We start from the raw sequence: 17,657 nt of genomic DNA on the forward strand, positions 1-17,657 counted from the left end.
GAGCGATGGGTACCGTATCGCGGTTTCATGACCGCACAAGACCACCCGCGCACCGTATCGAAAGCGAGGAAGAGGCGATAGCCACTGCACGGCGCCTCGCCGCAGATTTCGCACTCCAGGCAAGCGAGCGGGATATCAACCGGGTCTTCCCTCGCGCGGAGCTCGATGCGCTTTTTCAGTCCGGCTTGACCGCTGTGACAATCCCACCGGAGCATGAGGGCCTTGACGTCGCCAACGCGCTTCTCGGCGAAATTGTCGCCATCATCGCTGAGGGCGATTCTTCGATCGGCGAATGCCTGGAGCAACACTTCACCGCGCTGGAGGGGCTACGGAATGAGCCCGACGACGAGCGCAAAGCCCTCCTCTTCGCACGCGCCCTTGCCGGCGACCATTTCGTGGCTGCGACCTTCGCTGAAACGAGCGCGGAGAGTCCCGTAGGGCGCCACTATCCATTGAGCGGCCGGAGCTCCCGGGTCCCCGGCATCCTTTTTGCCGATTGGATTGCCGCCGACGCCGTCGATGCCCAAGGACAGTCGCTTCGCTTCTACCTGCCTTGCGAAACCCCGGGACTGCAGATCATCGACGATTGGGATGGTTTCGGGCAAAGGACGAACGGCGCCGGAACCGCAGTTGCCCATGACGTGACCGGCAACCGGGAAGCAGCGCGCCACACGACCGGTCCGGTCCTGGCGGCCCTGCTCCATGCTGGCACGGACCTCGGCATCGCCCGCGCCGCCCTTGCCAATCTTCGGGACGCGCCGCGTACCGCCGCTGTTGGAAAGCTTGCGCTCTCCGTGCAGGCAGCGGCAGCGCTCGTGGAAAGCGCCGGCACCAAATTGGATTTCGCCCAGGTAAGCCCGTCGACAGCAGCGACCGAGGCTGCTTTCTTCTCAGCGTCGGCCGCCAAGGTCATGGCGAGCAGGACGGCGCTGGACGTTGCAAACGCACTGTTCGAGTCGTCAGGTAACGATGCGACGAGCATCGGCCGGAACCTCGACCGGCACTGGAGAAACGCTCGGATTCGCACGAACGCCACGGCCACCGACCATCTCTACCGGACCGCGGCGGCGTACTATTTCGGCGATAACTGACGCCTTAGTTCGCGACCGAGATGCGGACTTCCTCTTCGGCATCATCGAGCTTATTGCCCGAGGCGACGAATTGCTCGAGCGTCATGTTGTCCAAAATGTCAGCGATCGCATCCCGGACCTCGGTCATGGAACGCCGCACCTGACAGTTCTCCGGATCGGAACAGTCGTCACACGCCTCAAAGGCCGTGCGGCTGGCGCAGCGAATGGGCGCTAAAGGGCCGTCGAGGGTGCGGATAACGTGACCGATGCGGATCTCAGATGCCGGCCGCGATAGCGAGTAGCCGCCGCCAGGCCCCTTCTTCGATCGCAGAATGCCGACATTTCGCAATTCGAGCAGGATCGTATCCAGAAATTTCTTCGGAATGTTGTTGCGCGAGGCAACGTCGTTAATGAAGGCCGTTTCCCCTGGGGCAAGCCGTGCCAAGTCGACCAGCGCCTTCAACCCATACTTTCCCTTTTTCGTCAGCATTTTTTATTGCCTTGCGCCCCCTACTCCATCCCCATTATTCAGCAAATAACGCCAAAAACGTGAACACACAACGAATAGCCATTATTTATATAGTTTATATCCGTGTTCGCCTTGCTCGGTCACAGCATAAGTGCCCACTTGCAATTCTTGCGGCGTAAACAACGTCCTCTGGTTTCAAGCGGTCATTGAAGCATTGACGAAGGCTGGGCCGCCGCCAGAAGAGCCGGTGCGCCGACGTTTTGCGGCACCCTCAGATTTACCGCTCGGGCAAGCAAAAGAGCTCGACCGTCTCAGCGAACCCCTTGAGCGTGTGCCAGCCGGCCGAGACAGCGGCCGCGCACGCTTCCTTCCGGAATCCGTCCGACATCAGAAGCGGAACGCGAAGATCTCCGCATGCCGTCTGGATGCGGCTGACAAGATTGACATCGGGGCCGATCAACGTGAAATCGAGACGGCGGCCGGAGCCGATGTTGCCGTAGCTGACCTCGCCATGGTGTAGCGCGATGCCGACTTTTGGAGCAATTTCGCCAAACTCGAAGCGATCGATCTCCTGCAGAATATCCCGGGCGGCGCTTAATGCCGACGCACAACTGCGGGCCGCATCGTAGCCGGGAAAGAAAGCGAGAACGGCATCACCCATGAACTTCAGCACTTCGCCGCCTTCCCGCGTAATCGGTGGAATGACCTTGTCGAAATAGGCGTTCAGCAATTCGAGCACGCTGTTGCTGGGGAGCATGTTCGAGATTTCGGTGAAGCCGCGCAGGTCGCAAAGCAGCAGCGCGGCCTCCATGGACTCGATCTCACCCTGCCGGATCTGCCCGGCGAGGATGCGTTGCGCCGTCAGCGGGCCAATATAGGTATCGAGCAGGCTAAGCTCGACCTGACGCATCACCCGCAATTCGCAGGTGTTACGCAAGGCCGGCAGGATTCGCTCGATAACCTGGACTTCGGCAGCCGTGAAGCCGCCTGGTCGCCGCGTACCGAAGGCGACCGCACTCACCGGCCCGTCGGCATTGCAAAGCGGCGCGATCATGAGTTGCACAAGCCCGCGGCCGGCAAAGATATCGATGCCCTGCCAGCGTCCGTGCACACTATCGCCCGGTCCGACGACAAGCGGCTCGCGACTATCCATGACCTTGCGCAACGGGCTGTTGGCAAAGGTCTGGCGCATGCCGTGGTTGCGATCGTGAATCTCCACCGGCTCGCCGGGAGCCCAGGCAAGCGTTCGGCCGATGAGTTCCGGATGGAGCGTCATCAGGTGAAGTGTCAGGCGATCGATCGGCAGGCCGAGCGCCTGCAGGCGGCGACCGAGACCCGATATCAAACCCGGCTCATCAAGGGCATGGCATTCATCGCCGGAAATCCACTCGATCAGCGACAGCAGCGAGTTGGTACTGCCCGCCATGCGGTCGGCTTTTGCCATCCGATTTTCGGCTTCGTCGATTTGGGCAATGCGGTTCATGGCATTTCTCCTTGGAAACGGCAGGCGACGCTAGTGAGCGCCGCCTCCCGAAAGGTGGCCTGGCTTCTTCAACAAGAGCGTCGCAAGCAATGCGACGATCAGGGCGACGCCCAGCAGAAAGAAGGTGTCGCTGAAGGCCATGATGTTGGCCTGCTTGCGCAACTTGAGCGCGATCGCAACGACAGCTTTGTGTGTGGCAACCGCCTGATCGCTGACACCATGGTTCATGAAGTAGGCTGTCAGTTTCACGACACGATCCCGCGTAGCTTCCTCGAAGACCGAGACCGAGTTCGTCAGGATATTCGAATGAAACTGCTCCCGCTTCGTCAGGAAGGTCTGCAGGCTTGCAATGCCGACAGCGCCGCCGAGATTGCGCATCATGTTGAACAGTGCGGACGCGGAACCCGCATTTTCCTGCTCGATACCCGCCGTTGCGATGGCCGAGAGCGGCACGAAGACAAGTGACTGTCCGATGGCGCGAATAACATTCGGCCAGAAGAGCTGATCGCTCGCATAGTCCCCGGTCATGTGGACGTTCATCAAGTTCGACGCTGCAAACAGAGCAAAACCGACGGCAATCAGCAACCGCACGTCAAAGCGCTTCATCAGGCGGGGCACCAGGGGAATCAACAGCAACTGCGGGATACCTGTCCATGCCAACACCATGCCAATCTGTTCCGAATTGTATCCCTGGATGCGCGACAGATAGATCGGCAAGACGAAAGCCGAGCCATAGAGGGCGATGCCGAGCAAGACATTCGCCACAATGCCGAAGCCGAAGTTGCGTCGCGCTAGCAGCCGGAGGTTCAATAGCGGATTCGCGGTTTTGAATTCGATGATGAGGAAGAGCGCCAACGAGACCGCAGCAACGACCGAGAGCCGGACGATGAAGTCCGATCCGAACCAATCCTCCTTGTTACCTTCCTCGAGAACGGTTTGAAGTGCGGCGAGGCCGATGGCCATCGTGATGATACCGGGCCAATCGCCCTTGGCGAGCAGGCCGAGTTTCATCGGAGCGCGATCGAGCGAGGCCCAAAGCAATCCCACCATCAACGCGCCGGGAATCAGGTTGACGTAGAAGATGAACTCCCAGCCGTAATTCTCAGTCAGGTATCCACCGATGGTCGGCCCGATCGCGGGAGCGAAAGTTGCCGAGAGTGCAAAGAGCGCCAGACCGATCGGCTGCTTGGGCTTGGGCAGCAACGTGATGATAATCGTAAACGCCATCGGGATCAGAACACCGCCGGCGAAGCCTTGGATAGCACGCAGCACGATCATCTGTTGCAGGTTTGTTGCAAGCGCGCAGGCGACCGAGAACAGCAGAAACAGAATGGCATTGGTCAGAAGATATTTCCGAAGGGAAAAGACCTGGGCAAGCCAGCCGCTGAGCGGGATAACCACGATCTCCGCAATGAGGTAGGACGTCGAAATCCAGCCTCCATCGTCCTTGCCTGCGCCGATCGCGCCCTGAATATCGGCGAGCGAAGCGTTGACGATCTGGATATTGAGAACGGCCATGAACGCACCGAGCGTCGAGCCGACAACTGCACTCCACATTCTCAATGTGCTCATTGCGGGCGCGGGATTCGAAACAGCAGCGGAGGGTGTGCTGTTGCTGGCGGCCTGAATAGTAGACATGACGCTTCTCCTTCCGGCTCTACGGAAGAGAATCTCGTGAACGAGATTCGACTGATAATTCGGAAACCGAGGGAGGACATCCCGTCAGCGTGGATAGTCCCTGACGCAGGCGACCTATTTGACAGCGACTTTGGTGTCGATTTCCGGCTCTACGGACATTCCGGCACGCAGCACCCCGCTCATGCCCTCGTCGTCGATCACGATCTTGACCGGGATGCGCTGCACGATCTTGGTAAAATTGCCGGTCGCGTTGTCCGGGGGCAGCAGCGAAAACTCCAACCCACTCGCCGGCGAAATGCTATCGACATGCCCCTTGATTTCCTCGTCGGGAAAGCCGTCGACTTTGACCTCGACTGGCTGGCCGGCGCGGACATGGGTGAGCTGGGTTTCCTTGAAGTTCGCAACCACATAGACGGAATGCAGCGGCACAACCGCCATAAGCTGTGTGCCCGAGGTCACGAACTGCCCCACACGAATGGTGCGCGCGCCGACAGTGCCGTCAACCGGAGCAATGATCTGGGTGTAGGACAGATTGAGCTCAGCCTGGTGCTGGGCGGCGGCGGCCCGGTCGCGCTGCGCAGCGGCCTGCTCACGCTGTGTCTCAAGCACGGGAACCTTTCTCTCCGCCGCGACCAATGCCGCCTGGTCCCGTTCGAACGCCGCCTGCGCCTGATCATGAAGCGCCCGGGTCTGTTCTGCCCGCGATTGCGTGCCGGCGCCATTGATGATCAGCCGCTGCGAGCGCGCCGCGTCGGAACGGGCAAAATCCAGCGTTGCCTGCGATGCATCGGTTGTAGCCTTCGCCTGGCCGATGATCGATTGCTGCAGCTCGATTTGCGCATCGAGATTGGCAATGGCTGCTGTAGCAGCCTTTACATCGGCCCTGGCTTGGGAGAGCGCAGCCTGCTGGTCGCGATCATCGATCTTGGCGAGAACCTGGCCAGCCTTCACCGTATCGTTGTCGTTGACGAGGACTTCGGCGACATAACCTGAGATCTTCGGCGCAACGGTCGTATAATCGGCCTTCACGTAGGCATCGTCGGTGGATTCGATGAAACGACCGACGGTCCAATAGTGATGGCCGTAATTAGCCATCAGGGCGACGCCGGCCAGCAGCGCAGTGGCGATGATCGCCCGCTTGAAGACCTTGCGGTTTTTCTTGCCTTCTAGCGCGCCGGGCACTTCCGCCTTCGGGGCGACTGGCGCTTCGGCGACCTTCGCGACCTTAGCGTCGCCGGTGACTTCGAACGCTACCTTGCGAGGTAATTCGACCATTGTCCTTCTCCAGTACTTTGCCTCGCCGGGCGAGGTTCAATTCGATGAGACGGATATGCGATGTCGCGCGCGTTCTGATAATCTGCTTAAATCGGGAAGGATCATCAACTCAGAGCGGATAATCGGGGAGATGCAATGGACCGGCTGACAAGCCTTGCAGTGTTTGGTCGCGTGGTAGAATGCGGCGGCTTTTCCGCGGCGGCTCGTCGTCTCAATATGTCCGTCACTATGGTCGGCAATCACGTTCAGTCCCTGGAAGACAGGCTGGGTGTCAGGTTGCTGAATCGCACGACGCGCAAAGTCAGCCTCACGGAAACCGGCAAATATTACTATGAACGCTCGGCCCAGATCCTCGCCGATCTCGAGGAAGCCGACGGCACCGCCGGTGCGATGAGTTCGACACCGCGCGGCACGCTCAAGGTCTACACCAGCGCCGCAATCGTCCGCTTTCTGCTGCCCGTTGTAAGCGAGTTTCTTGAGCTTTATCCTTCGGTCGCCCTCGATCTGAGTGTCGGCGAACGGATGATCGATATGGTCGAGGAAGGTTGCGATCTAGCGATCCGCACCGTGCCGCCGCCGGATTCGAGCCTCATTGTCAGGAAGCTGACACCGTGGAGGCACATCCTCGTATGTTCGCCAAGCTATCTTGAGAGCCACCCGATGCCACAGGTACCGGCTGATTTGGCCAGCCACAACTGCCTTCAATATACCTACTACCCCTATGGCGACGAGTGGCGCTTTGAAGACGCGGACGGCACGCAGGTGAGCATGAGGATCGGCGGCAACATCGTATCGAACAGCGCCGAGACGCTACGGCACCTCACGGCAACCGGCCAGGGCATCTTCCTGGCTCCGAGCTTCGTGGTGTTCGATGACATTGCCTCGGGAAGTTTCGTTCGAATGATGACCGACTATCGTGCCGTCGAATTCAGCATCAATGCCATCTATCCGAACCGCAATCACCTGCCAACGAAGGTCCGACTCTTCCTCGACCTGCTCGTTGAGCGTTTTGCGGAGCACCGGAAATGGATGACCTGAAGGGTTAGCTCAGTTCGTGTTTTGCGTCGGCGGCGGAGCAGCGCTGGGGCTGCTGGCTCCGGCTGGCGCTCTTGGCGCCGGGCTGGTGCCACCGCTCGTCCAGACGCTGAACGCCACGACGATCACCGCTACCACGAAGGCAACCGCACCCCACAACGCCCACGCGGACAGGCTGCGCCCTTCTTTCGACAGAGCCTTTTCCTGCGCTTCGTAGGCAGTGTGCCGCTCCGTGGAGTGGTCCTCCGGCCTGTTGTCATTGGCGGTCATCGTTGCACCTCTTGAAGCAAAACGCGGCCGGTGTTTGGCAAGTTCCAGAAGATCAGATCAGGGGATCGCGACCCTCGGCTGCGCTGAGGTTCAGTTCGCGGGCAATGTCTTCCGCATCCCTCTTGCTGAGCCCAACGAAGTCCCTGCCGTCCGTTGCTGCCGGCAAGGAGGTCAATGTGTCGACAATCGTCCACCCGCCACGTGGTTCCTGGCGAATCTCGTAGCGAGGCAGATCATCGGGGGGACAAGTTTCATCCGTCACGTTTCACCGCGGCCTCTGCGTTCTTCTCGATCATATCTGCCGCGACGAATGGCTTTTGCAAGGCGCGTTCGTCCTAGCCTTTCACATCCGGGACGTTGGCCTTCAATTCCTTCAGCCATATCCGTGCGTTGCCGTCGGACGGCGCGCGCCAATCGCCACGCGGAGACAGCGAACCGCCCGACGTCACTTTCGGGCCGTTTGGCGATGCCGACCGCTTGAACTGGCTGATCGTGAAGAACCGGAAAAGGAAAACCTCCATCCAGTGCTTGATGACAGGCAGATCAAAACTGCGGCGCTTGTCGGCGGGAAAGTGCGGCGGCCAGATTCCGGCCCCGACATCGCGCCAGGCATTGTAGGCAAGGAAGGCGATCTTCGAAGGACGCAGGCCGAAACGCGTCGTGTAGTAAAGTGCAAAGTCATGCAGATCGTAGGGTCCGATCTTGTCCTCCGTGCTCTGCATGACGCCATTCTCATCAGCCGGAACCAGCTCTGGCGAAATCAGCGTGCCAAGGATGCTTTCCAATGTGGCGTTTGCCTCAGGGTCGAAATCGCCGGAGCGAATAACCCAGCGGATGAGATGCTGGATCAAGGTCTTCGGTACCGATGCGTTGACGTTGTAGTGGCTCATCTGGTCGCCGACACCATAGGTGGACCAGCCGAGCCCGATTTCCGACAGGTCTCCGGTCCCGAGCACCAGTGCATTGCGCTGGTTCGCGGCACGGAACAGAAAGTCCGTCCGCAGACCAGCCTGAACGTTTTCGAACGTCGTATCGTAGACCGGCTTGCCGCCTGCGAACGGATGCTTCAGGTCCTTGAGCAATTGAAGGGCCAAAGGCCTTATGTCCACTTCTTCCGCCGTGACGCCCATGCTTCGCATCAGCGCCCAGGCGTTCGACTTGGTGGCGTCACCTGTCGCAAATCCCGGCATGGTGAAGCAGAGAATGTCCGAGCGCGGCCAGCCAAGCTGATCGAAGGCACGGGCCGCCACGAGCAACGCATGCGTGGAATCAAGACCGCCCGAAATGCCGATGCAAAGTCGCTTGATGCCGGTGGAGCGCAGCCGCTTCATCAGCCCCTGAACCTGGATGTTGAAGGTTTCGTAGCAATCCTGGTCAAGACGGCTTTCATCCGCCGGCACAAACGGGAAGCGGGCAACGTCGCGCTTCAGGCCGATATCGCCCTTCGGCTTCTTGAACTGGAAGGCCACGCGCCGGAACTCTCGTTCGGCGGTCAGATTGAGCGTCGCCGCATCATTGAACGTGCCGGTCCGCAGCCGCTCCAGCCGCAATCTCTCGACATCGATATCCGCCACGCACATCTGCGATGACATCGGGAAGCGATCGGTTTCAGCAAGCATAGTGCCGAGTTCATAGATGCAGGCCTGACCGTCCCATGCGAGGTCCGTCGTCGATTCGCCGGGGCCTGCTGCCGAATAGACATAGGCAGACAGGCTGCGCGCCGACTGCGCCGAGCACAGGAGCTTACGTGTATCGGCCTTTCCAACGGTGATGTTGCTGGCCGAAAGGTTGGCGAGAATCGTCGCACCTGCCAGTGCGCCAAAATCGCTCGGAGGCGCCGGCGCCCAAAGGTCTTCGCAGATCTCGATATGGAAAACAAAATCGTCCATATCCTCGGCTGTAAAGATCAGATCGGTTCCGAAAGGTACAGTCTCGCCGGCGACGCGAATGCTGTCGCCGCGGACGCCCCGCCCGGACGCAAACCAGCGTTTTTCGTAGAACTCGCGATAGTTCGGCAGGTGCGTTTTCGGGACGACGCCAAGAATACGACCAGCGTGAATGGCGACGGCGCAATTGTAGAGCCGACCGCCAGTCTGCAGCGGAGCGCCAACGAGAAGAACAGGTGTAAGATCGCGGCTTGACCGGGCGATCTCGGCTATTGCCGCGTCCACGCCCTTGAGCAGGGCATCCTGCCCCAGCAGGTCATCGATCGAGTAGCTGGAGATTCCAAGTTCGGGAAACACCATGAGGCCAACGCCCGCAGCATGTCCCTGACGGGCCAGTTCCAATGTTGCTTGCGCGTTAAAGTCTGGATCGCCGATTTCGCAGTTCGGCGTGCAGGCGGCCACGCGGACAAAACCCTGATCATAAACCGAATAGAAATTCACCAATGCCTCCAGCATCCACGCGCCCAATGACTGACCATTACATCCAAATGCCTCCGGGCAAAACCTGCGCTCGCACGGCGAGCAACCTTATTCGAAGTTACTCATGCAAGCTGCACACAGTATGCAATAAAATGAAAGGCTTATCAGCAGTTGCGGGCGGGGAAAAATGATCGAAACTGCCCAAAATAAAATTACGAAACTGTCATAAAACTATGGAATAGACAGACTATATCGCTCGCGCGCCACAATCCCTGTTTACCCTTCTTTCAGAGCGATGAATGTCTAAGTTTATCCGAGTCCGTGCCGGGCTGCTTCGGGAAACACATCCCGGTGAGCGCCGCGTTGCGTTGACGCCGGATGACGTTGGCCGCCTTTCCGAGCGCATATCATTTCGTTTCGAGCGCGGCTGCGGCGTTGGTGCCGGCCATTCAGACGACGCCTACATCGCTGCCGGCGCAGAGCCCGTCGATTTTGCTGAGATCGCGTCCTCTTCGGATCTATTCGTGAGCGTGCGACAGCCGATCGCCACGCGAGCCTTCCCAGCGACATCGGTTCTGCTTTTCCTTGGCTGGAAAACCGCGCCGATCGCAATCCCGCCAACTGGACAACAGCCGCTCCATCTCGACATCGCCCGGCTTTCGGGATTGCCGGGCCTCAAGGGTGCAGATATCTCGTCGGGACAGGCCGCAATCACCGGCCACGCCGCCGTCCTGGAGGCAGCCAGGCAGTTCGGCATTTCACATCCGATGCTGATGGTGGACGGAAGCTTCGTCCGGCCGGTCAAAATGGCCGCTTTGGGCAGCGACCCCGCAAGCCTGCAGGCACTGGCGACCGCACGGCGCCTCGGCGCCGTGACCTTTGGCTTTGACCTTGGCAACGATTCGCAAGCAAGGATCGAGCGACTTGGCGCTAAATTTCTCGGCACCTCACCAGAGCAAGAGCTTGGGCGGCTTCGCCGAGAACTCTCCGGTCCTCTGTCGAAAGTGCAACTGATCACCACCAACGTGATGAATCCCGATCGGACTGCCCCGGTACTGCTTGATGAAGAGATGCTCTCACAGTTGAGCCCGGGAACGGTCATCGTGGATCTGGCGTCCGAAAGTGGCGGGAATTGCGCGCTGACTAGAGCCGACCAGACGACAGACATCTTCGGCATTCGAATCATAGGCTCCACGACGCTTGCGAGCCAGGAAGCTGCCGAGGCGAGTCGCCACTTCAGTGACGGGCTGAGAAATCTGCTGGAACACTTGATCGACGCGCACGGCGCGTTGAGGCTCGATGGCGGCGATTCCGTCACGGCTGCCCTTCTCGATGAAGGGAGTCCAGCGAGGCACGCTTCATCGTGATTCGAGCAGCGGATTGAAGAAAGGATGCACGCAATCTCGCGGCGAAATGCTGCGACGCAACATTGTTATCCGGATAACATCAATTACAAAAACGTGTTGAGTAACAACCGGTTATAGCCTGCGGTAGTAAATGTATTTTTGCGCGAGAACCGATCGTTGCGTTTGCGCAACACCCAATTTCCGCCTTGCAGCAAAACTCAATTTTGACTGTATCTATTATTGATACATTTAATCGAAAATGTAATTTGGCGCCGCGGACGTACCGCGTTTCCCGCGAGGGCTTGTACGAAACAATTTGGGGTAGGTAGAGCCGGTTTTCGGCAATGATGACCTGTGCCCAATCGACAAAAGATTGGACTGAGAATGAACATTAAGATGATCCTTATGAGCTCGGCGGCAGCCCTGGCTGCCATCTCGAGCGCCCAGGCCGCTGACGCCGTCGTTGCTGCCGAGCCGGAGCCGGTTGAATACGTTCGCGTCTGCGACGCTTACGGCAGCGGTTACTTCTACATCCCCGGCACGGAAACCTGCCTGAAGATCAGCGGCTACATCCGTTTCCAGGTCAACGCCGGCCCGAACGCTAGCGCAACAACTGGCAATGGCACCACAGTCGCCAACGACTCTGACTGGGACGCCTACACCCGTGGTCAGGTGCAGTTCACGGCGAAGAGCGACACCGAATACGGTCCGCTCACCGGTGTTATCGTTCTGCAGACGAATGCCGACAACGCTAAGTCGCAGGCAGCTTTGCTTGACTCCGCCTACATCGACATCGCTGGCTTCCGCGCCGGTCTGTTCTACAGCTGGTGGGACGATGGCCTCTCGGGCGAAACGGACGACATCGGCAGCAAGGTTACGCTGCACAACTCGATCCGTTATCAGTACGAAGCCAAGGACTTCTACGCTGGTATCAGCGTCGACGAGCTGGAAGACAGCCCGTTCTACGATGGCGAAGTTCCGAACAACGTCGGCGTAGCAATCGGTATCGGCGGCAAGGCAGGTATCTTCTCCTACCAGGTAACCGCTGGTTACGACACCGACAACGAAGCCGGCGCTGTCCGCGCCATGGGCACCGTTGCCGTTGGTCCGGGCACCCTCGGTCTCGCAGCCGTCTGGGCGTCCGATCCGGGCGCGTACTACTCTGCTTCCGAGTGGGCGATTGCTGCCGAATACGCGATCAAGGCCACCGACAAGCTGAAGATCACCCCTGCCGCCCAGTGGTACGGCCACTACGGCATAAACAACCCCACCACCAACGCCGAATTCAAGAACGAAGACGCTTGGAAGATCGGTGTGACGGTTGACTATCAGATCGTCGACAACCTCTACGCCAAGGCAACCGTAAACTACCTCGACGGCGACAACATCGACGACGTAACGACCGGTTTCTTCCGCCTTCAGCGCGCATTCTAGTCAAAAAGCGACGCCGCGTTTCCGCCTCTCTCTGTGGATAAGGTCACAGAGAGACGCAGCGCGGCGCCGCGCTTGAGAGCTTCTGATCAGATTGACCTCCGATCAGTTAGGAGGGGTGGCTCGGGTTCCCTGCCCGGCCGCCCCTTCATTTTCGTGAAGCTATTCGGCGGCGTGACGATCGCGCGCGAGGCCTGCATCGGCCGGCTGCCCGTGGCCGACAGATTTCTTCGCCTCAAGGCGACGCAGTTCCGCGACGCTGTCATCGATGGTCACCGAACCCAGCATGTCGACGACGGCCTGCTCTGCCCGATCGCAAAGAAACTCCGACAGGTCGCCGATATTCTCGCCGACGAGCCCCTCGTGCGGAATATCGTGGCGGGTTGCCCAGATCTTCTTGTCGCCGGTCACGGCAGCGTAGATCTCGCTGAGCAATATCTGGTCGCGCGGTCGCGCCAGGTTTATACCGCCCTTGCCACCTTGGGCGGTGGCGAGAATGCCGCTTTCATTCAGCGGCAGCAACAGTTTGCGGACGAAGCTCGCACTTGTATCGAGCCCCTGCGCAAGTGATTGGCTTGTGGTCCGGAGGTTTGCCTCTTCGTTGACGGCCACACTGATGACAATCTGTAGAGCAGTCGAAAAGCGGGTGTCGATCATGCTGTGCTGAGGCCTTGCGTCTGAAGCCGGTCACCACAGATATTTGCCGGGCAAATCCATTGTCAAGAACGAGAAATTGAAATCACGGCGACTTGACTGAAACGAAAGGTTAGCTCGATCAGCGTTTCGTCGATTGTGTCCGGCTTTGCGCAGCGGCGAACGAGATTTCGCCTTTGATCTCGCGCATTGCCATTGATGTGATGGTGCGCCTCACTCCCGGCAGGCGGCTCAATTCTTCCCGAAGCATCCTGTCCAGGGCCGCCATGTCGACGGCGACGATATGCAGGAGATAGTCGGCTTCACCGGTCGTTGCGTGGCAACGCCAGATGAGCGGGTGCCGGCGGACCGCGGCCTCAAACTCCTCCGACACTTCGAAATCGATCGAGACCTGAATGAAGGCTTCGATGCCGAACCCAAGCTTTGCAGGATCAAGCCGGGCCGCATATCCGCGAATGATGCCCGCATCTTCTAACGCTTTCACACGCTTCCAGCAGGGCGTCTTGCTTAGGCCGACGTGTTCCGCCAGTGCTGCAAAAGAAATCCTGGCATCGGCCTCCAACGCACCGATGATCTTTCGATCCAGCGTATCGATTGTCATTTGTTCCATGAATTAACTTCCCCGCTGGCAGTCGTTCTGCACATCCCAGCATTTTGATAACAGAAAGGAACAATGTTCAAGTCAAAGCGCCTAGACTGGATTGTTGTAGGCCAACGACACTCCGGAGCAGCATTCATGAACAAGGAAGATTACTACGCCCGCATCGAGACGCCCGACATGCGCGACTATGGCGTCTACCTGCAGTGCGACAAGCTTCTCACCTGTCAAAAACCACTGGCGGAAATGGCGAATGCCGACGAGTTGCAGTTCCAGATAGTCCATCAGGTTGAAGAGCTTTGGATGAAGCTGATTGCCTATACGCTGGTCGACGTCATCGATTATCTGGAGAAGCAAAACACGCATCGCGTCGTGACGCTGATGGGCCGCGTCCACCGCCTGATGCGGATGATGACGGCGCAACTCGATCTTCTCGAGACGATGTCGCCTAAGGAGTACCAGGAAGTCCGGCTTCAGCTTGGCAACGGCAGCGGCCAGGAGTCGCCCGGCTTCAAGCTCCTGCTGCGAATGCCACCTGATCTCTGGCGAGCTTTCAAGGCCGCCTATCTCGATGGCCGGGATCTGACAATCGACGAAATCTATGATGGCAAATACGACCACGGCGACAGCTATGTCGTCGCGGAAGCCCTGGTTGAATTCGACGAGCTCTTCCAGAAATTCCGCGCAAACCACCTTTACCTGATCCACCGCTCGATCGGCCTTGGCTCAAAATCGCTGAAGGGTCGCCCCGTCGAAATGCTCGAAGGCGGCGCCAGGCACCGGTTCTTTCCCGAGCTATGGGATATCCGCTGCACGATGACCGATCGCTGGGGTAGCCAGTATGGTGTCGTTCGTGACTCGATCAGCCAGCCGGAAGAGGCTGCAGAATAAACTCGGCTGACCCTACCGGCCACGGCGTCCGCCTACCTCTTGACCATAGCAAGGGGGATCGCCCTATCACGCGATTTCGATTTTACGCCGAGGCTTACCTGCAATACGCTTCGTCCCGCTAGAAATTCAACCAGGGAGAGACGCCATGAAACACAGGTTTGCCTATATCGCGGCCCTTTTGGCCCTTTCGTCCGGCGCAGTCTACGCTCAGGACACCGCCATGAGTTTCTTCGTGACCAGCGTAAATCCGGGCAAGGGCGGCGATCTCGGCGGCCTCGCCGGCGCTGACGCTTATTGCAACACGCTTGCTACAGCCGCCGGTTCGACCGGCAAAACCTGGAAGGCCTACCTGTCTACCGACGCGGAAAACGCCAAGGATCGCATCGGTTCCGGCCCATGGTATAACGCCAAAGGCGAAAAAATCGCCGACGACGTGGCCTCCCTGCACAGCGACAAGAACAACCTGACCAAACAGACAGCGCTTAGCGAGAAAGGTGCGGTCATCAACGGCCGCGGGGACACGCCGAACCGCCACGACATGCTGACCGGTTCAAAGGCCGATGGTACTGCGGCGCCTGAGACCTGCGGAAATTGGACGATGGGCGGCGAGGACGGTGTCGCAATCGTGGGCCATAGCGACCGGACGGGACTGAACGACTCGGCGGAAGCCAAATCGTGGAACTCGTCGCATCCGACACGCGGCGGCTGCACGGTGAAAGCCTTCAACGGGACCGGAGGCGACGGCCTGTTCTACTGCTTTGCATCGAATTGATCGGCGCGGCATTGCGGGTGGCGCATTCTCACAACCCGCAATGCCATTCGCACCTGACGCGACCACCGCCTAAAGCCAACCGATCCGTCGAAGCACCCAAAGCGTCGCGATCGAGGTGATCGTAACAAACGCCACGATGATGACGAATGCCCAGGTGTCATTGACCCCCGGAATACCTCCGACATTCATCCCGAACAGGCCGGCAACGACGCTCGGCGGCAGCAGCAGGGCGGCCAGCGCCGCCAGCCGATTGGAATTTCGCGCGATACGCTCGCTGATCACTGTCGAGAGGTCGTCGTGGAGGATTCCCGTGCGGTCCCGGATGGCATCGAGATACTCGATGAACCGCATCAGCTTGTCGATCACCTCACGCATCCGCAGCTTGTCACGCTCGAGCAGCCACGGCGCGTCGTCGTGTTCGATGCGGTTTAGTGCGTCGCGCTGCGGCGCCAGATAGCGCCGCAGCTGCACGGAACGCCGGCGCAGGAGCTTGAGACGCTCGCGCACCTCACCAGCCTCACCATGAAAGATCATGTCGTCGAGTTCATCCACCTCCTCGTCCATCGAGTCGAGCACCGGCTCCAAGTCACGGACAAGCTTGTCGCCGATCAGCGCCAACAGGTCGCCGGTGCGCTGCGGGCCCTTACCCTTCTCGAGGGCGAGGCGGATGTCGCGAAGTGCCGTGATATAATGTCCGCTGTCCCGAAGTGAGATGACCTTGTTGACGTCCACCCACAGGTGAAGCGGCACGAGATCAATGTCGGTCCGCTCCTCCGGCTCCTCGTCGGGGGCGGTTGCACACACCCCCCGAAGGATGATCAGCAGGCCATCGTCGACAGGCTCGACACGCGGTCGTGTCTCCTCTTCGAGCAAGGCCTCCGTCACGAAGCTGTCGAGGCCGCTTTCAGTTTTGACCCAATCGGCAGCTGCCGCATGGTCGCGCTCGAGATGCAGCCAGATGATCCCGTCTTCCGGTTTCCATCGCCGCGCCTCAGCAATGTCCAACTGCGTGCAACCGCCACAGCCATTCAAAAGCAGGGCGAAACGCAATCCGGGTTCCGCGCCGTAGCTCAGTTTCGGGATAACTGGCGTTTCCATCGCGCGCCCTACATGGCCAGAGGGAACAAAAATGCAGCCAACACAAAAGCTTGGCGCGCAACAGATTCTAGCAGGTCGCAATTAAGGCGCAAGGCCGCCGGAATCGGGGTCGCTGCCGGTCCCGGCACTGGCTTTGGCGCTTAAAATAGATCGCCTTTGCGCGCCAAGACGATTTCAACACCGATCAGATTGGCGTATTGTTCCAAGGTAGATTTTGCAGGCCGATCCACGAAGGAGGGCCACAGTGATCACGACAACGACCGACGGCAACTGGTCAAAAGGCTTCAACGCGCCTGATCCCGCCGCCGTGCCGCGCAACGTTCGTGATCTCACCGAACATGCCGATATCGTTGTGCTATTGCCCGATCCGGCCTCGGCACAGTCCTGCCTCGATCTGGCCGACGACGCGGCCGATGCGGTGCAGGACAGCATCGCCGCCGTCCATATCGGCGCCGATCCGCTGGCGATGCTGGTCTCAGCCGAGGAAATCGAACTTCAGATGCTGCGGGACCTGGACGAAGGCTCGCCGCACGAGCGGTTCGAGCGCGTCAAACAGCTGTTCGACGAATGGAAACGGAGCGCGCCTCACCGGCAAAGCCTAGTGCTTGGCGACTACCAGGGCGACCTGCGCCGCTGCGTGGGCAGCGTCTGCCGGAACGCATCACTTGTCGTCACTCCCTACCGGGGCAACCTCGATGCTCGTGATGTTTTCCATAACGTCCTCTTCCATGAGGGCAAGCTCGTGCTCATCCCGCCAGCCAACGGCTATCGCGGACGTCTGCTTGACCACGTGCTGATCGGCTGGAAGCCGCACGACCATGCGCGGCGCACGATCGTCGCCGCCAGGCGCTGGCTTGCCGCTGCCGGCCGCATCACGGTGCTCTGCGTCGACGATAAGCCGAACAGGTACTACGAAACCACTGCCAGGGAAATCTGCCGCCAGATGGGGCTCGATGCCGAGATTGTCGTGACCTCCTCAACAGGCCGCTCGGTTGGCAACACCATCCTCGACTTTGGTGCATCGGTAAATGCCACCTGCATTCTGACCGGTGCCTTCAAGCACGGCTACCTGCTTGAACTGCTCCTTGGCCGCGTCACCTATCGGCTGCTCTCCCACGCCACCGTTCCCTTGATGATGAGCCACTAGCGCCAGTGTCGTGCCTTCCGCGATCGCTCCTCCGCCCTCGAGCTGAACTCAAGCTCCTTGTGAAAGCAAGACAATAGGCGCAAATAGTCGCCGGATCGGCAGCCTGCGTGGCAT

17 protein-coding genes are annotated in these 17,657 nt (G+C 59.4%); 7 read left to right on the top strand and 10 right to left on the bottom strand.

Annotated elements, in window-relative coordinates; all coding sequences use genetic code 11:
* The first annotated feature begins 5 nt into the window (after nt 1-5).
* Nucleotides 6-1,091 (top strand): acyl-CoA dehydrogenase, encoded by a 1,086-nt coding sequence (locus RGCCGE502_RS14920; RefSeq protein WP_016555001.1) that lies wholly within the window; start codon nt 6-8, stop codon nt 1,089-1,091.
* Between the two features lie 4 nt (nt 1,092-1,095).
* Here the strand turns inward: RGCCGE502_RS14920 and RGCCGE502_RS14925 are convergent, their stop codons facing one another.
* The 4 genes from RGCCGE502_RS14925 to RGCCGE502_RS14940 all read right to left on the bottom strand — a co-directional run bounded on the left by RGCCGE502_RS14925 (nt 1,096) and on the right by RGCCGE502_RS14940 (nt 5,935).
* Nucleotides 1,096-1,560, bottom strand: a complete 465-nt coding sequence (locus tag RGCCGE502_RS14925) for an RrF2 family transcriptional regulator (protein ID WP_016555002.1) — start codon at nt 1,558-1,560, stop codon at nt 1,096-1,098.
* Nucleotides 1,561-1,816: 256 nt separating this feature from the next.
* Nucleotides 1,817-2,983, bottom strand: a complete 1,167-nt coding sequence (locus RGCCGE502_RS14930) for an adenylate/guanylate cyclase domain-containing protein (protein WP_244441706.1) — start codon at nt 2,981-2,983, stop codon at nt 1,817-1,819.
* A gap of 69 nt (nt 2,984-3,052) precedes the next feature.
* Nucleotides 3,053-4,660, bottom strand: a complete 1,608-nt coding sequence (locus RGCCGE502_RS14935; protein ID WP_040674637.1) for an MDR family MFS transporter — start codon at nt 4,658-4,660, stop codon at nt 3,053-3,055.
* A gap of 114 nt (nt 4,661-4,774) precedes the next feature.
* Nucleotides 4,775-5,935 carry an HlyD family secretion protein gene (locus tag RGCCGE502_RS14940; protein WP_016555005.1) on the bottom strand — a complete coding sequence of 387 codons (1,161 nt, stop codon included), beginning with the start codon at nt 5,933-5,935 and terminating at the stop codon, nt 4,775-4,777.
* 135 nt (nt 5,936-6,070) lie between these two features.
* On the opposite strand from RGCCGE502_RS14940, the gene RGCCGE502_RS14945 reads away from it, so the two are divergent.
* A complete protein-coding gene (locus RGCCGE502_RS14945; RefSeq protein ID WP_016555006.1) occupies nt 6,071-6,973 on the top strand; it encodes a LysR family transcriptional regulator in 903 nt (300 codons plus the stop codon).
* Nucleotides 6,974-6,982: 9 nt separating this feature from the next.
* Here the strand turns inward: RGCCGE502_RS14945 and RGCCGE502_RS14950 are convergent, their stop codons facing one another.
* The 3 genes from RGCCGE502_RS14950 to RGCCGE502_RS14960 all read right to left on the bottom strand — a co-directional run bounded on the left by RGCCGE502_RS14950 (nt 6,983) and on the right by RGCCGE502_RS14960 (nt 9,627).
* A complete protein-coding gene (locus RGCCGE502_RS14950; protein WP_019279983.1) occupies nt 6,983-7,240 on the bottom strand; it encodes a hypothetical protein in 258 nt (85 codons plus the stop codon).
* Between the two features lie 52 nt (nt 7,241-7,292).
* Complete coding sequence (locus RGCCGE502_RS14955) at nt 7,293-7,502, bottom strand: hypothetical protein (RefSeq protein ID WP_016555007.1); 210 nt, start codon at nt 7,500-7,502, stop codon at nt 7,293-7,295.
* A 73-nt stretch (nt 7,503-7,575) separates the two neighbouring features.
* Nucleotides 7,576-9,627: an NAD(+) synthase gene (locus RGCCGE502_RS14960; protein WP_016555008.1), complete on the bottom strand. Its 2,052-nt coding sequence runs from the start codon at nt 9,625-9,627 to the stop codon at nt 7,576-7,578.
* A 278-nt stretch (nt 9,628-9,905) separates the two neighbouring features.
* Here RGCCGE502_RS14960 and RGCCGE502_RS14965 point away from each other — a divergent pair, with 278 nt between their 5' ends.
* Together RGCCGE502_RS14965 and RGCCGE502_RS14970 are read left to right on the top strand one after the other, a co-directional pair.
* Nucleotides 9,906-10,973: a Rossmann-fold NAD(P)-binding domain-containing protein gene (locus tag RGCCGE502_RS14965; protein ID WP_016555009.1), complete on the top strand. Its 1,068-nt coding sequence runs from the start codon at nt 9,906-9,908 to the stop codon at nt 10,971-10,973.
* 363 nt (nt 10,974-11,336) lie between these two features.
* On the top strand, nt 11,337-12,386 hold the full coding sequence (locus tag RGCCGE502_RS14970) for a porin (protein ID WP_016555010.1): 1,050 nt from the start codon (nt 11,337-11,339) through the stop codon (nt 12,384-12,386).
* 159 nt (nt 12,387-12,545) lie between these two features.
* Here the strand turns inward: RGCCGE502_RS14970 and RGCCGE502_RS14975 are convergent, their stop codons facing one another.
* A complete protein-coding gene (locus RGCCGE502_RS14975) occupies nt 12,546-13,040 on the bottom strand; it encodes an RrF2 family transcriptional regulator (RefSeq protein WP_016555011.1) in 495 nt (164 codons plus the stop codon).
* 118 nt (nt 13,041-13,158) lie between these two features.
* Nucleotides 13,159-13,647, bottom strand: coding sequence for an Lrp/AsnC family transcriptional regulator (locus tag RGCCGE502_RS14980; protein ID WP_016555012.1), 489 nt, complete (start codon nt 13,645-13,647; stop codon nt 13,159-13,161).
* A 126-nt stretch (nt 13,648-13,773) separates the two neighbouring features.
* Here RGCCGE502_RS14980 and RGCCGE502_RS14985 point away from each other — a divergent pair, with 126 nt between their 5' ends.
* Nucleotides 13,774-14,526: a tryptophan 2,3-dioxygenase family protein gene (locus tag RGCCGE502_RS14985; protein WP_016555013.1), complete on the top strand. Its 753-nt coding sequence runs from the start codon at nt 13,774-13,776 to the stop codon at nt 14,524-14,526.
* A 145-nt stretch (nt 14,527-14,671) separates the two neighbouring features.
* Nucleotides 14,672-15,298 (top strand): hypothetical protein, encoded by a 627-nt coding sequence (locus tag RGCCGE502_RS14990; RefSeq protein ID WP_016555014.1) that lies wholly within the window; start codon nt 14,672-14,674, stop codon nt 15,296-15,298.
* A gap of 69 nt (nt 15,299-15,367) precedes the next feature.
* On the opposite strand, the gene RGCCGE502_RS14995 is transcribed toward RGCCGE502_RS14990, so the two are convergent.
* On the bottom strand, nt 15,368-16,396 hold the full coding sequence (locus RGCCGE502_RS14995; RefSeq protein WP_016555015.1) for a CorA family divalent cation transporter: 1,029 nt from the start codon (nt 16,394-16,396) through the stop codon (nt 15,368-15,370).
* Between the two features lie 244 nt (nt 16,397-16,640).
* On the opposite strand from RGCCGE502_RS14995, the gene RGCCGE502_RS15000 reads away from it, so the two are divergent.
* On the top strand, nt 16,641-17,543 hold the full coding sequence (locus RGCCGE502_RS15000; RefSeq protein ID WP_016555016.1) for a universal stress protein: 903 nt from the start codon (nt 16,641-16,643) through the stop codon (nt 17,541-17,543).
* Nucleotides 17,544-17,657 lie beyond the last annotated feature (114 nt).

This window comes from Rhizobium grahamii CCGE 502 (assembly GCF_000298315.2).
In the GTDB taxonomy this organism is placed as follows: Bacteria; Pseudomonadota; Alphaproteobacteria; order Rhizobiales; family Rhizobiaceae; genus Rhizobium; species Rhizobium grahamii.

Bases quoted from the DNA above. Each gene is read 5' to 3' on its own strand.
- RGCCGE502_RS14920 (WP_016555001.1), top strand. From the start codon at position 6: ATGGGTACCGTATCGCGGTTTCATGACCGCACAAGACCACCCGCGCAC.
- RGCCGE502_RS14925 (WP_016555002.1), bottom strand. From the start codon at position 1,560: ATGCTGACGAAAAAGGGAAAGTATGGGTTGAAGGCGCTGGTCGACTTG.
- RGCCGE502_RS14930 (WP_244441706.1), bottom strand. From the start codon at position 2,983: ATGGCAAAAGCCGACCGCATGGCGGGCAGTACCAACTCGCTGCTGTCG.
- RGCCGE502_RS14935 (WP_040674637.1), bottom strand. From the start codon at position 4,660: ATGTCTACTATTCAGGCCGCCAGCAACAGCACACCCTCCGCTGCTGTT.
- RGCCGE502_RS14940 (WP_016555005.1), bottom strand. From the start codon at position 5,935: ATGGTCGAATTACCTCGCAAGGTAGCGTTCGAAGTCACCGGCGACGCT.
- RGCCGE502_RS14945 (WP_016555006.1), top strand. From the start codon at position 6,071: ATGGACCGGCTGACAAGCCTTGCAGTGTTTGGTCGCGTGGTAGAATGC.
- RGCCGE502_RS14950 (WP_019279983.1), bottom strand. From the start codon at position 7,240: ATGACCGCCAATGACAACAGGCCGGAGGACCACTCCACGGAGCGGCAC.
- RGCCGE502_RS14965 (WP_016555009.1), top strand. From the start codon at position 9,906: ATGTCTAAGTTTATCCGAGTCCGTGCCGGGCTGCTTCGGGAAACACAT.
- RGCCGE502_RS14970 (WP_016555010.1), top strand. From the start codon at position 11,337: ATGAACATTAAGATGATCCTTATGAGCTCGGCGGCAGCCCTGGCTGCC.
- RGCCGE502_RS14975 (WP_016555011.1), bottom strand. From the start codon at position 13,040: ATGATCGACACCCGCTTTTCGACTGCTCTACAGATTGTCATCAGTGTG.
- RGCCGE502_RS14980 (WP_016555012.1), bottom strand. From the start codon at position 13,647: ATGGAACAAATGACAATCGATACGCTGGATCGAAAGATCATCGGTGCG.
- RGCCGE502_RS14985 (WP_016555013.1), top strand. From the start codon at position 13,774: ATGAACAAGGAAGATTACTACGCCCGCATCGAGACGCCCGACATGCGC.
- RGCCGE502_RS14990 (WP_016555014.1), top strand. From the start codon at position 14,672: ATGAAACACAGGTTTGCCTATATCGCGGCCCTTTTGGCCCTTTCGTCC.
- RGCCGE502_RS14995 (WP_016555015.1), bottom strand. From the start codon at position 16,396: ATGGAAACGCCAGTTATCCCGAAACTGAGCTACGGCGCGGAACCCGGA.